We start from the raw sequence: 12,732 nt of genomic DNA on the forward strand, positions 1-12,732 counted from the left end.
CGCGCCGCTCTTCGGCCTGCTTGGCACCGTCGTGGTGCGGTTTGCAGAGCGGCTGCCAGTTCTTCTGATCCCAGAACAGCGTCTGATCGCCCTTGTGAGGCGTGATGTGATCCACGACAGTCGCGGGCGTCACACGGCCCTCTGCATGGCAGCGGCAGCACAGCGGATGCTCCGTCAGGAACAGCGCCCGCGCCTTCTGCCATCTTGCGCCGTAGCCGCGCTGCGCGGCCGTGCCGCGCCCGTATCGGCTATGGTAGGGGCCTCCGCTCATGTGGACCGCCAAGGCGGCGGGCATTCGACCAGTCGGGCGTCACCCGGCAGCATCATGATGGAGACGTTTCGAGCCGGCAGAGCGCCGACTGCGCGCCCGAGTGCGGTGCCGATCTCGCACCGCTCGGCGAAGGACAGCCGAGCCGGCAAGGTCAGCACGACGAGCGAACCATCCTCGATGCGCGCCGACCGCACAGACCAGCCCATCGCCATACGGATCGCGGCCCGACGCACCATCGCCCGAAGGCGAGCGCGCGTTTGCGCCGTCTTCGGTTGACGCGTCATGCCACCTCCAAACGAGAAAGCCCCGCCAGCCGAAGCGGACGGGGCTCAAAATAATACGCAGTTTCTGCGTAATCCACTTGCGTCATACGCAGAAACTGCGTATGAATAACGTGTCAGGCAATCCCGCCTGACTGCAAAGGAGAAGGCCATGTCCTACGAGACAGCCAGCCTAATCCTTCAAGCCTTGAGTGTGATCATCGCCCTAGGAAGCCTGATCATCGCTCTGAGGTAAGAAGCGGCCGGGGGGCCTGAGGGCTCCCCGGTTGCTAAAGGAAGATAAGACCGAAAGGACTTCTGATCAATGACGTCCGAAGAGTTCGTCGCCTTCCGCAAGCGCCTCGGCCTGAGCCAGACCCAACTGGCGGACCATATGGGAATGTCGCTTCGCGCGATCCAAGACATCGAGAATGGCAGAGCCCAGCTTCGACGAATCCATATCCTCGCGATCGAGCGCCTATCCCTTATGCTCGGCTCTGCGCTGGGCAATCTCTCGTTGATCGACCCTACTACGCTGGCCGAAGCGAGGTCGGCCGCAGCGATCCCGAACAACGGCTAGACGCTATCTCGTCACCGCTTCGGAACCGATAGCCCAGTAGCACATTGCCGCCTCAATGCCGGACGGGCGCGTAGGGGGAGACAGGACCGTGCCGGGTCCGTCTCCCCGGCGCATCAACCGCCAGGCCGGGCGTCTCGCCGACGGGACCATCCCAGCCGGCAAGCTGATCGAGCGCTTCCGGCGCGCCACAAACCGTCAATTGGACATGAAAAAGGCCGGATAAGCGTTTTGCGCGCTTCTTCCGACCGTAGGCCTCTTATGCTCTTAGCGACCCCGCCTGTCAAGCTCTAAGCCATTCTGCGTTTGGGAACCGGCTTTTGGTTGCAAAGTTGCATGGCGTCTATGGAAGCCGTGCCCTTATGAGCGACCGTTTGGGATGAAATCCTCGCTCATGTCCCTGAGGTATAGGTTGCGTCGATAGTTCATCGTCGCATCGGTCTTGAAATTTTCGAAGTGACCTTCGGTTCGCTTGAGCAGCGTGTCGAAGTCGATTTGGGACAAGGTCGTTTTGAGCCCGTTGTTGGCCCGATATTCATTCAAGTCGGCGAGCGAGAGCGTTCCGTTGAGCTTTGACCTTTCCTCCTGGGTCTCCGGCTTCAGAGCTTCACCGGTGGTGAAGATCGCATGGGTTGTCGGCTTCAACCTATAACCTCCTCGCGAATAGATTTCGGCGATGGAGGTTATCATTTTGGCGCGATCTGCAAATACTCTAACCTTCTCGGTGCTCGATGAGCGATTTTGTAGCAGATTTCCGATGCTCGTCATTACACACGCTCCTGTTGGAATATTATCTATCTTAGGTTGAGGCGCTTGACTGAGCCTTTCGCTGGCTGAGGACGCTTCTTGTGGCGTGTTGGGAGACGGGTCGCTTCACTTATGCTCTTGGGGTTTCGCGCGCCTCACGCTCCGCTTTCCACGCCTCTTTGCGCAAGGCGTCGGCGATCTCGGACCGCTCCACGAAAAAGGCCTCCGGATCGCGGCGGGAGACCGTCAGGCGCTCTACGCGCCGGGCCATCTCGTGGAGCATTTCGGGCGACACGCCAGCGGAGGTGAGCGACTTAGCCATCCTTAGCCTTCGGCTTCCCGAGCCCCAACACGTCCGACAGCTTGTCCAGCGCGGCCACGAGGCGCAGCTTGCCGCCGCCCTTGCGCACCCCGAGCGTCTTGTCGAGCTCTCGAAGCGAGCGGCCTTCGCCGCAGACGAACCGCACCACGGCATAATCGTCGGGCGTCATCTCTTCCGAGATCGTCCGCAACTGGCTCGACGCCCTCCCCCGGCTTTCCGTGAACGCATCAGGAGCCGATCCGCCATCGACGCGAATTTGCAGGAAGGAGGGTGAGCGTTGCCCGCCCATCATGCGCTCGTAAAGCTGGCGGAACATGTGGCCGGCGCGCGCCTGACGCGCATCGATCGATCCCATGTGCTCCAGCCGCACCAGCGGGCTTTCGTTGGAGTTGCGCGCGGCCGTGATGGTGCGCGGATTGTCCGCGCTCTCACGCGCGGCTTTCGTGAAGGCGGGGTTGTCCACCTCGGCCATGCGAATATCCACGCCGAGATTGCGGAACTGCACGGGCTGCCGGGCGCGCTCGCGATAGCGCGCGAACGGGAGCTTGGCGAACGATCCGCAAGCGATCCGGGGGCTTCGGCCATCGGTCGAGGCATCAACGGTCTTCGTCTGGCCGGGGGTGAATTCGGCGGGGGTCTTCTCAGGCATGCTGGCCTTGCTCCTCGGCACTGGAGCCGGCCCGTCGGGTAATGCCCGCACATTATGGGGCAGCCCTTTGCGATAATCAAAGCAGATCGTCGGCTTTCTTTCCTAGTTCACAGGCGATTCGAGCCGCGCGGCGACAGGCACGCAACAGTTGCCTCCCGCAATCCACAGCGGCATAAGGTATCTATTCCCAAGCATGCTGTTCCCGTTATGTTCGGATCACGAACCGAATCGCCGACAGGATCACGCATGCTCCCCAACACCAACCATCCTGTGCCCCTCACCGCCGTCCCGCCTGGCTTCCGCTTGCGGGTCGTGGCCTCGGCCGGCGCCGGCTTCCCCTCGCCCGCGCAGGACTGGGAAGACGACGCCCTGTCCCTGATCGAGCTTCTGCGCCTCGACCGCGCGGCGGCCTTCGTGTTTCGCATCTCCGGCTCCAGCATGACGGATGCCGGAATCAACGATCAGGACATCGTCGTCGTCGATCGGGACGCGAAGGCGCGCAACGGCTCGATCGTGATCGCCATCGTCGAGGGCGGCTTCGTCTGTCGCCAGCTCGTGATCCGCCAAGGCGTCGGCTATCTCGAACCGCGCAACGCGCGCATGAGCTATCCCCTCTGCATCTGCGACGAGACCGTGGAGATCTGGGGCGTCGTGCGCGCCGGGGTGCGGGACTATCAGCGATGACCTGGGCGCTGGTGGACGTCGAGAACTTCTATGTGTCGAGCGAGCGCGTCTTCGATCCGGCCCTGCGCGGCGTGCCGGTCCTTGTGCTGTCCAACGGCGACCATTGCGCCATCGCGCGCTCGGCCGAGGCGAAGGCCTTCGGCGTGAAGATGGGCGCGCCGGTCTTTAAGATGCGCGAACTGATCAAGCGGCACGGCTTCGCACTGCGCTCTTCCAACTATGAGCTTTATTCGGACATGAACCGCCGCTTCAACGCGGTCCTCTCCGAGTTCTCGGACCAGATCGAAATCTATTCCATCGACGAAAGCTGGTTCCGCCTGCCGGTGCGCGCGGACGGGCTGGGCGATACCGCCACCGCCCTCGCCGTCATCGCCAAGGTCAAGCGCGACACCGGCTTGCCGACGCGCATCGGGCTCGGCCCCACGCGCACCCTGTCCAAGGTCGCCAACGGTCTCGCCAAGGCGGGCGAGAAGGTGTTCGGCGGCGTCATTGATCTGCATGACGTCGACCTGCGCCGGCATCTGTTTCGCAATTGGCCCGTATCCGAAGTCTGGGGCATCGGCCGCGCGCTGTCGGAGCGCCTCGCGCCGCTCGGCATTCGCACCACGGCCGATCTCGCGGCCATGGACCCGCATCAAGCGCGCAGCGTCGGCACGGTGGTGCTGGAGCGGCTCGTGCGCGAACTCAACGGCGTCGGCGACGATCAGCTGGTGATCGAGCCCGAGAAGCGCCAAGCGACGGCCGTCACGCGCATGTTCGGCGAGCCGGTCACGACGATCGAGGATTTGCGCGAGGCGATGGCGCGGCGCGCGGCGCGCGCGGCCGAGAAGATCCGCGAGCAGGGATCGGTGGCCGGGCGGCTGATCGGCTTTGCGCATGGAAACGGCCGCAAGGCGAACGCGCCCTCCGCGCAGCGCTCCTGCCGCCTCTCGCCGCCGACCAACGACACCCGCGTCATCGTGCGCTGGGCGTCCCGCATGGTGGAGAGCATGTGGCAGGAGGGCGGCGCCTACACGAAGTGCGGCGTGATGCTGGAAGACCTGTGCGACGCCGGCCGGGAGCAGACGGATTTGTTCGCCGCAACTGACAGCCGAGGCGCGGACCTGATGTCGGTCATGGACGCGGTGAACTCCCGCTATGGACGCGAGACGCTGGCGCTCGGAACGGCCGGGATCGGTGCGCGCTCGTTCGACACGAAGCGGGCGATGAAGAGCCCGGCTTGGACCACGCGGATCACCGAGATACCCGTTGCCACATGAAGGGCTAACATTTGATGCACGGAGTCTGGGTAGCGACCACTACCCAAACAGTACGTGTAGAGCCGCACCAAAGTCAGGGGGCAGTTGCTATATTCTCAAAGCCAGACAAACGCGCCGCATTAAGCGTATCGAACCCCCACTGGGGAGCGCCTCTAGGGTCGCTCAATATCTTTGCAACTATCGCCTTAAACTCCTCCACATCTCTTACACCAAGAACAGATTTGAACCGATCGAAATATTTTCTCGACTTTGAGCGCGCGAAAACTTCAAACGGGCCGTACACCTCTCTGCCATAGAGGCAGTTCATCGGATACCACCAGTGCCCCTTTTTCTTCGAAACGAGCCAAAGCACGAAATCAGCCTGCATTAAGTGTGAATGCTTTAATATACTGCCATTCAAGCGGTTTTTTATGATCGGCGCCAAGGGAGCATAATACCTCCGCTCCGCACGGTTATTCTCCTCCTCGATCGTGAAAACTTCTTTCAAGAACAGATTGAAGCTAACCATGCGATCGTCACCGCCTCTCTCTCGCGAGCTATCGTAATAATCGCCGGCAAGTATCTCGGAGAACATGAAATTCTCCCTCTTCAACGTGATCGCAAAAGACGACAAAAACATTTCGTATGTTATGAATCGGAAGTTATCGAAGTCTGCGCTGTTCCACTGATGCATACTCTCTGGACGCTCACTATACGGAGCAATCCTCTCAAAGAATCTGTGCACAGCCTCATACATGTCCGCGGCCCCAGATTGGGATGCGACAACGTCAATGACGGACAAGAATTCATCCCGATAGGGAATGAAATTTTCAATACTAGATTTAACGGCCTCAACATCAGATTGATTAGGTAGCCGAAGTCGTTCGAAGTTATGACTCATAGCATCTAGATATTCATTCAGAGCAGCCACAGCGGACGGATGCCCTGCACGAACGGCATCGAGAGCTCGACGTTGACGACTAGCCGTTCCTAGATCAATCGACCTCTTTTCTTCATTTAGAAATGCAGGCTTGGCTCCCAATGGGGGCCTGACATGAAGCGGCTGATCGAAAATCCAACGAACAAGCTTCTCATATTCCTCTGTATATCTCTCATCCCTACTCAAATCGATATATATTCTGGACGTATAGAAAGCCGGAGTTCTGATTTCGTCGGCTTCCGTTCGATCCATAATAACTGCTACAAATTTCGATTGTTCAGTTTGCTTGAATATCTCCGACGTTACGATCTGCGCTTCTGTCCCTACCCCGCCTGTCCTTTTGTTAGCTTTATCCGCATATATTGGATCGCAAAGTAGTATAACTTTTTTTATCTCATCCGACGTAACCATCTGCTCCATGAAAGCATTCGCATCGTTACCCTCGCGCAAATCGTATTTATCGATTACCACGTGCACGCCATCCCCGGAAAGATCTTCCACGAGCTTCATGACACGGCCAAGGTAATCTGGCGATGACCAGCTGTAAGATACGAAAACTTTCGGACTAGACATTATATTCCCTGCCTATTAGATTTCACAAAAGTTGAGATTATCGGATTTTGAATTCGTAGTGCGAATTGATGGTATCCCTGGTTGGGTAATTTCGCTGCTTAACCTGCTTCGCACACGCCTTGGTTGATCGTAGCTTTATGATTTGTTGGCTGGATGCAAGAGGCCACGCCGACCGTTAGCCGGGTAAATCCCCAATAAAAGGGGAAGTGCCCTGATGTCGCAGGCAGATAGAGCGCGTGCCCGGGATAGCTGGCCGCTGTAGCTTCAGAGCAAGAAGCGGCATGCCGGTCGCCCGCAGTAAATCAGTGGCGGCAGCGCCTCGGCCCGCCAACGCTCCATGCGAGCCTCAACCGCAGATGACCCGATTCGCCGCTGCGGCGATCCCGCACAACGCCCCGTCGTTCCCCCACCCGATTGGATCGAGCGTCTGGCGCATGCCGGCCCCACGCCCCGTCTGCGCTCCAAGCGGTAGCGCCAAACGCGGCAGGGCGAGAACGTCGCCGGCTCGAAATCAGCCTCGAACAGCCCAATCAAGCTTGTCCCTCCGGCGCGTCTCGCTCCGCCTTGCGGCGAGCGATGTCGGCGGCCACCCTCGCGCCGGCCGACGTTCCGGTTTCGGATGACTGAGCCCAGGCGCTACGGTGACGCGCCGCGCCCGCGATCAGGCGACGCGCTCGGTCACGGACGGCGGCCTTCCCCTCCTCGGTCATCTCCGGCTCGGGCGGGGATGGCGGCTGCTCCTCCAGCGTCAGCAGGCGCTCAAGCCGCGCGCGCTCCAGCGCCCATTCCTTCTCGATGGCGCGCGATAGCTGCGCGATCTCGCCCGGCTGGGGGCGGAACTTCCTACTGTATTCCGGCGGGGCCTCATCGCGAAGAATGCGCTGCACGGCCTCGTAGACGGCGGCGGCGGCCCGCCCCGGCAGGGCGATGGCATATCCGTCGTAGATCGCCTGGTCCGCGTTATTGCGGTCGTTGGCGACGAAGGAGGCGCAAACCTGCTCCGCGATCTCTTCGACTACCCGGCCGCCGTCGTTCGGCACTGTCTCGGCCAGCAGATTGGCAAGCCGGAAAGTCTCGAAGGTGATGACCTGGCGATCGTTGGCCGACAGGCCACCGCCGGCCGGAAACCGGTAGAGGCCGGGGGCGACCTTAACCGTCCTCGCCTCCAGCCGAGCCGCCAGCGAGCCCCCTGCGGCGCCTTGCGGCTGCAGCGGCGAAACGGCCCCCGGTTGGTTCGGGCGCGAAACGGGATGATGCGGCATGGGAAGCGCCTTTCGGATCGAAGGGGATGATGGACGCGGCCGGCTCGGCCGATGCAGCGATGCGCGCCGCAAGGGCGGTGCGGCGCTGGAATGCCTCCAGCACCGGCTCCGCAAAATAGCTCCATCTGCGGATGCCCTTGCCGCGATGGGTCGCGGCGCGGCCCGCGATGGTCGGCAGGATGTCCCGCTCCAGGTCGCAGCCCTCGACGATCCAGCCCAGGACGGCCGAGACGTCGCCGAGCGTGCCGGCGGTCGGGTCCATCATAGCCCCGGCAGCCGCCTCGAGGCGGTCCTGAAGCGCTGCAAGGTCGGAGCGGTCTACCGTGGCAGGCGGGTTCGGCAGGAACGGCACGGCTTCGACGTTGAGACGAACCGGCGGGACGGCACCCGCTGGCAGTTCCGTCCGGGTCGGCACCGGCTCGGATCGATGGTCGTTTGCAACGTCGCGCGCGCGCGGCTCGGCTCCGATATCGGAAGGGGACGTTTCCTGAAGGGGTCGTTCCTTATGGGTGCCTCGCTTAGGTGAGGCAGGGGGTGCCTCGCCTGGATGAGGCAGGGGGTGCCTCATCTGTGAGGCAGGGGGTGCCTCGACTTCGGCCCGAACGGCATCGGATCCGAAGTCAGAGAAGAGGTCCAGCTGATCAGCGCGGGCCTGATCGTCGAGGATGACACGGTAGCGGTTGGCCGCCTGCCCACCGTCCCGGCGCTTTTCATGGCTCACCTCGACATAGCCGGCCGACACGAGCCGCCCCAGGGCGCGCTGAAGCGTCCCGCGCGCGATCCCGAGTTCGTCAGCCATCCGGCCCTGAGAGCGAACGCACCAGCCCTTGCGGTCGATATGACGGCCGAGAAGGGCCAACACCTTGAGGTCCGGCCCCTGAAGCGAGGGATCGGTGACCGCATCGGCTGGAATGATGGCGTAGCGGGGGCCGGGGCGCTTGGTCACGGACTGCCGGCCCACTGCAGCCATTCGAGGGGCATGGAGACGGACGACAGGATTTCGATCTTGGCGTGGCCGACAGTGCCCGGCCGGTTGACGCCGCAGAACTCCATGGTCGCCGCGCCCGTCAGCTGCGCAAGCTGGACGCGCGAGCGCGTCACGCGCCGCACGTCGAGCCGATTCTCGGCAATGTCGCGCTGGAGCGAAGGGCAGTGGCGCACGGACACGGCCGCGCTCTCGCGATGGACCAGCGGCTCTACCTGCAGGACAGCCGCGCCCTCGGCCGCGTTGAAGCGCACGGCCGCGTGCGAGAGCGAGACCTTCGTCCGGCCTTTCAGCGGCCGGCCGCACAGGTCGCAGAGATCCTGCGCCATCGCCTGCCGCTGGCGGACCATATGCGGCTTGGCGAAGAGTGGCCGGCCGACGCCGGGCGAAATGGACTGACAAACGGCCGGCCGCGCCTCGGCATAGCGGCAAGGCGCGATCATCATGGCCTCTTCGCTTGACCAAGAAGCAGTGAAGGGTAAGGGGACGTTGCCGTAGTAGAGGGTCACGAACTGGCCCTCGCAGCTAGGTGGCGTGGTCTCCAACGGCCTTCGGCTTTTGCGAGGGCGCTTGGCCAATTGGCTCCCGTTGGTGACCGAAGATGCCGGCGCGACCTCCTGCATAAGCTCAAAGAGTACCGAGTATACGCAGGGCTCTTCGCCGCTAACGGAAGCCTGAGAAAGAGTTGGCGAGAAACATCGCCCCGTTCGCTTCTGAGGATTGCCTGGGGATCAGAGTTAGGGAATTTCGGAAGGAATTTCCCGTATGCCGTGTACTCACGAGTAGTTTCGATATCTGCATGGGTAGGAGCAGACACATGAGCTGGGGATTTGAGCGCGGGAAATCGTATCGCCGCGTTGATATTCATAAAGACTTTGGCGGGAACGGGCGCAGTGGGATTGTTACGACCCACAAGGGTGTCGTGATTCTGTTCGGGCGAGAGGGTGTCAGCTCGTACGGATATGCAAATCGCCTTCGCCCTGACGGCATTTATGAATTTTTTGGCGAAGGCCAAGTAGGCCCCATGACCATGGATAAAGGCAACGTAGCTATACGTGACCACGTCCATAACGGTAACGCCTTGCTTGCCTTTCGCATCCTCAAGAACGGGCTGGTTCAATACATCGGCGAGATGTTTTACGAACAACATCGAACCATCAAGGCGAAGGATAAGCTCGGCGATCGACGGGACGCATTCGTGTTCGAACTCCGATCTGCCGACGCCGTCGAAGCAGCGATCGATGACGACGATGAAGTCTATGCGGCCGACCCCATAGACGTTCTGAGACAACGAGCATTGGCTGCAGGCCAAGCAAGTCCGTCGAAGGACAAGGCTCCTCGCTCTGTCATCGAGCGTAGCCGCGACGTCAGAAATTACATCCTCGCTAGGGCCAAAGGTCATTGTGAGTGCTGCGGAGAGAGCGCGCCCTTTGCACGTCCCAACGGCACACCATACCTGGAGGCCCACCACACGCATCGGCTTTCCGACGGAGGACCGGACCTCATTTCGCACGTTATCGCCCTGCACCCCGTATGCCACCGACGCGTTCATCACGCGGCTGACGGGAAAGACTTCAACGAAGCTCTGAAAGCTCGCATGCGGGAGATCGAACCCAATCTCTAGCGTCCGGCAGGCGCCCCACTCCGGTCTGCAGACGCGCAGCCCGGTTTCAGGACCGGCCCGTTTGTACGCGAGGGTGCAGGCGACCGGCGAGGCGGCAGCCGGGTGCTCCATAGCCCTGCGCTTGCGGGCCGGCGGCGGATCGGGGAGGCCGAAGAGGTCCGCCATCACGCCACCGCAACGAAGACGGCCACGAAGCCGAAGACGCCGATCGTCATGAGGGTGAAGCCGCCGACACGCCCCATCCAGCGGCGCGCCTCTTCGGCGACGGCGAGGCCCGCTGCGAAAACGGCAACGGACCCAACCAGGATGACGACGGCGGCGGTCATAGGGCAGCCTCGTCGAACAGCGGCGTAGGCGCCAAGGCCGCGCGCGGATAGTCCGAAGGACGCTCGAGGCGGGCACGACATGGCGCCAGCCAGCGAAAGCGGGGCGCGTCGTCATGCTGGCGGCTGCCATAGGCAGAGGGATACCAGACCAGCCAGCAATAAGCGGTCGCCGTCGTCGCATCCGCCGAAATCTTGCCCTTGTGCATCGGAACGCGCTCGACGAACTGCAGGATGTCCGTGGGCGGCTGCTTGGAGAACAGCCCGTCATAGCGCTCGCGCGACTCCAAAAAGGCTGAGCGAACCAGCATTGCGACGCCTTGGCGCGCGATGCCGAGGGCAGTCTCGATGAACTCCTGCGCCAAGCGGAAGGGCGGATTCGTGATGATCCAGTCCACGCCCTGCGCCTGGATCTTCGGAGAATGATCCCACGTCACCAGAAAGTCGCCGACGCGCCCCTGATCATGGAAGGTCTGCGAATAGTCGTGGACGTCGCTTGTCGTGACGAACTGGAAATATTCGCCGAGTGGCCGCGCCATATGACCTTCGCCGCAGGCCGGCTCCCAGACGGAAGAGAACGGCAGGCGTGCGGTGCGCGATTCGAGCCACTCGCAAAGGGCGCGCGTCGCCCAAGGTGGCGTCGGGAAATAGTTGAGGCTGTCGGGCGCTTCGTGGCAGCGCTGCATGACGGCGGTCGAGCGGTTCTGGAGCGAGCGGTTCCCGGCCATCAGCCTGCGGCCCTTTCGATCGGTTGGAGAGAATGGGCGGCGTCCGCAGCGAAGGCGCGCAGGACGGCGGCGATCACGGCATTGGCCGGATGGCGCGCCTCGGCCGTATAGGGGCGGCCGTCGCCGGCCGGCAGAAGGGTGAAGCGGTGCGTCGAGCCGTTGCCGCGCACGAGGCTGTAGGCGGCGTCCGGAAAAACCTCGTCGAGAATGCCCAACGCGCCGGTGGCGTCGCCCGTCAGGCTGCGCACATGGACGAGCCAGGCAGGCGAATGACCGAGCCCGACACCATCGGCCAGCCAGTCGAGAAGCGCGTGATCGATCGCGAGATCGGCGCCTTCGGCCAGTTCCAGACGATGGGCGAGCCAGTCGATCATCGTGCGACGACCTCGCCGAAGCCCTTCTGGAAAGGCAGATACGGGAGCGACACGCCCTCAAAGCGCGTGACGAAACCGCGTGAGACCGGGGCCGGCTGAGGGGCAGCCTGCGCGGCTGCCAGTTCCGCGGCCTTGGCGGCGTCGCGCTCGACGTCATCAAGCCAGAGCTGCCGAGCCTGCTTGTAGACCTGGCTGGCGGTGACGCAGCGAACGCCGCGCTCGAACCCGGCCGCCGTGAGAGCCTTGAGGATCGCCGGGCCGGTCAGTCCGCGACGCGCGCCGTCGGCAATGATCTCGCTTTCCTTTGCGGACCACGGGCGCGTCGTGCGCGGCCGCAGCGTCAGGCCCTTACCCTCGCGATAGGCCGCAGATTGGTTGATCGTCGTCAGGGAGGGGTTGCCGCAACCCTCCGCTTGCAGGGCGTCTGCGATCTGGTCCAGTGAGGCGCCAGCCTTGGCCTGCGCATAGACGATCTGGTCGAACGTCGTCGTGAAGGTCGGGGGTGCGGCCCCCTCCTTCGCTGCCTTGGCGCGCAACGACGCATCGCGGTTGATCACCACAGCCTTCTTGCGCGCCCTGTCATAGTCGACGCGCCCCTCGCGGTAGGCGCCGGACGCGCCAACGACAGACGCGGAGCGGACATGCCCCGCGTCCTTCAGCTTGCGCATGATGGCCGTGCAGCCGAGCCCGGAGCGCGCGCCCGAGCGGATGATGTCGTTTTCAACGTCTTGGAACGGGCGGCGCGTGGCCATGGCGGGCTCCTTGTCAGGTGAGGTGGAGGGCGAGCCAGACGGCACCGAGCGCGAGCATCCCGAAGAGGAGGTCGAGCGCAGTCGGCAGCACGATCTGGAGGGCGAGAAGGACACAGGCGGCGATGAACGCCACCGCCCGCGCCTTGGCTTTGAGGAAAGCCAGCATCGTCGTCAGATGTCGTAGTTCGCGGGGTTGAGGCCGAGGGTGGTGCAGATCTTGGTCAGCACCGCCTTTTCCTTCTCGCCGATCGAACCATCGCTTTCGGCGACGTCGAGCGCGGCGAGATAGACGATCTCGGCAATGTCGCGATCGGCGGCGATCTGCTCGATTTCGCGGTAGAGGCCGAGCCGGCCGGAGCGTCCGCCCTCGGCGCGCGACATCATTGCATCAATCGTCGTCTCGATGTCGCGCTGCGCGAAGGC

At 62.7% G+C, this 12,732-nt stretch carries 19 protein-coding genes; 4 read left to right on the forward strand and 15 right to left on the reverse strand.

Annotation, left to right across the window (positions count from 1 at the left end):
* The coding region (locus NS365_RS22460) for an HNH endonuclease signature motif containing protein (protein WP_058602527.1) at positions 1-271 on the reverse strand (271 nt) is incomplete at its 3' end.
* Positions 268-555, reverse strand: a complete 288-nt coding sequence (locus NS365_RS22465) for a hypothetical protein (RefSeq protein WP_058602528.1) — start codon at positions 553-555, stop codon at positions 268-270. The genes NS365_RS22465 and NS365_RS22460, both read right to left, overlap by 4 nt.
* 301 nt (positions 556-856) lie before the next feature.
* Between NS365_RS22465 and NS365_RS22470 the strand changes: the two genes are divergently transcribed.
* On the forward strand, positions 857-1,111 hold the full coding sequence (locus tag NS365_RS22470; RefSeq protein WP_058602529.1) for a helix-turn-helix domain-containing protein: 255 nt from the start codon (positions 857-859) through the stop codon (positions 1,109-1,111).
* 357 nt (positions 1,112-1,468) lie between these two features.
* Here the strand turns inward: NS365_RS22470 and NS365_RS22475 are convergent, their stop codons facing one another.
* The 3 genes from NS365_RS22475 to NS365_RS22485 form a co-directional block, all read right to left on the reverse strand.
* Entirely contained in the window at positions 1,469-1,876 is a 408-nt protein-coding gene (locus NS365_RS22475; RefSeq protein ID WP_153003915.1) for a hypothetical protein, read from the reverse strand.
* Positions 1,877-1,985: 109 nt separating this feature from the next.
* Positions 1,986-2,177, reverse strand: coding sequence for a hypothetical protein (locus NS365_RS22480; RefSeq protein ID WP_058602531.1), 192 nt, complete (start codon positions 2,175-2,177; stop codon positions 1,986-1,988).
* Positions 2,170-2,826: a hypothetical protein gene (locus tag NS365_RS22485; protein ID WP_058602532.1), complete on the reverse strand. Its 657-nt coding sequence runs from the start codon at positions 2,824-2,826 to the stop codon at positions 2,170-2,172. Before NS365_RS22485 ends, NS365_RS22480 begins: the two co-directional genes overlap by 8 nt.
* 246 nt (positions 2,827-3,072) lie before the next feature.
* Between NS365_RS22485 and NS365_RS22490 the strand changes: the two genes are divergently transcribed.
* Entirely contained in the window at positions 3,073-3,510 is a 438-nt protein-coding gene (locus NS365_RS22490; RefSeq protein ID WP_058602533.1) for a LexA family protein, read from the forward strand.
* A complete protein-coding gene (locus tag NS365_RS22495; RefSeq protein ID WP_082684792.1) occupies positions 3,507-4,769 on the forward strand; it encodes a Y-family DNA polymerase in 1,263 nt (420 codons plus the stop codon). The genes NS365_RS22490 and NS365_RS22495 overlap by 4 nt, the downstream gene beginning before the upstream one ends.
* 73 nt (positions 4,770-4,842) lie before the next feature.
* On the opposite strand, the gene NS365_RS23915 is transcribed toward NS365_RS22495, so the two are convergent.
* The 4 genes from NS365_RS23915 to NS365_RS22515 all read right to left on the reverse strand — a co-directional run bounded on the left by NS365_RS23915 (position 4,843) and on the right by NS365_RS22515 (position 8,954).
* A complete protein-coding gene (locus tag NS365_RS23915) occupies positions 4,843-6,261 on the reverse strand; it encodes an SEFIR domain-containing protein (RefSeq protein WP_082684793.1) in 1,419 nt (472 codons plus the stop codon).
* 530 nt (positions 6,262-6,791) lie between these two features.
* Positions 6,792-7,523: a hypothetical protein gene (locus NS365_RS22505; RefSeq protein WP_058602535.1), complete on the reverse strand. Its 732-nt coding sequence runs from the start codon at positions 7,521-7,523 to the stop codon at positions 6,792-6,794.
* Entirely contained in the window at positions 7,411-8,469 is a 1,059-nt protein-coding gene (locus NS365_RS22510; RefSeq protein ID WP_193753511.1) for a helix-turn-helix domain-containing protein, read from the reverse strand. Before NS365_RS22510 ends, NS365_RS22505 begins: the two co-directional genes overlap by 113 nt.
* Positions 8,466-8,954 carry a hypothetical protein gene (locus NS365_RS22515; RefSeq protein ID WP_058602537.1) on the reverse strand — a complete coding sequence of 163 codons (489 nt, stop codon included), beginning with the start codon at positions 8,952-8,954 and terminating at the stop codon, positions 8,466-8,468. The genes NS365_RS22510 and NS365_RS22515 overlap by 4 nt, the downstream gene beginning before the upstream one ends.
* A gap of 371 nt (positions 8,955-9,325) precedes the next feature.
* Here NS365_RS22515 and NS365_RS22520 point away from each other — a divergent pair, with 371 nt between their 5' ends.
* Positions 9,326-10,132 (forward strand): HNH endonuclease, encoded by an 807-nt coding sequence (locus tag NS365_RS22520; protein WP_058602538.1) that lies wholly within the window; start codon positions 9,326-9,328, stop codon positions 10,130-10,132.
* 164 nt (positions 10,133-10,296) lie between these two features.
* On the opposite strand, the gene NS365_RS24660 is transcribed toward NS365_RS22520, so the two are convergent.
* The 6 genes from NS365_RS24660 to NS365_RS22540 all read right to left on the reverse strand — a co-directional run.
* Positions 10,297-10,458: a hypothetical protein gene (locus NS365_RS24660; RefSeq protein WP_193753512.1), complete on the reverse strand. Its 162-nt coding sequence runs from the start codon at positions 10,456-10,458 to the stop codon at positions 10,297-10,299.
* Positions 10,455-11,183 (reverse strand): hypothetical protein, encoded by a 729-nt coding sequence (locus tag NS365_RS22525; RefSeq protein ID WP_058602539.1) that lies wholly within the window; start codon positions 11,181-11,183, stop codon positions 10,455-10,457. Before NS365_RS22525 ends, NS365_RS24660 begins: the two co-directional genes overlap by 4 nt.
* Positions 11,183-11,557, reverse strand: a complete 375-nt coding sequence (locus NS365_RS22530) for a hypothetical protein (RefSeq protein ID WP_058602540.1) — start codon at positions 11,555-11,557, stop codon at positions 11,183-11,185. Before NS365_RS22530 ends, NS365_RS22525 begins: the two co-directional genes overlap by 1 nt.
* The gene (locus NS365_RS22535; protein ID WP_058602541.1) at positions 11,554-12,309 is read right to left on the reverse strand and encodes a hypothetical protein; all 756 of its coding nucleotides are present in this window, start codon (positions 12,307-12,309) and stop codon (positions 11,554-11,556) included. The genes NS365_RS22530 and NS365_RS22535 overlap by 4 nt, the downstream gene beginning before the upstream one ends.
* Positions 12,310-12,322: 13 nt before the next feature.
* Complete coding sequence (locus NS365_RS24665; RefSeq protein WP_193753513.1) at positions 12,323-12,475, reverse strand: hypothetical protein; 153 nt, start codon at positions 12,473-12,475, stop codon at positions 12,323-12,325.
* Between the two features lie 5 nt (positions 12,476-12,480).
* The coding region (locus NS365_RS22540) for a TerB family tellurite resistance protein (protein WP_193753514.1) at positions 12,481-12,732 on the reverse strand (252 nt) is incomplete at its 5' end.

Source organism: Aureimonas ureilytica, assembly GCF_001475935.1.
GTDB lineage: Bacteria > Pseudomonadota > Alphaproteobacteria > Rhizobiales > Rhizobiaceae > Aureimonas > Aureimonas ureilytica_A.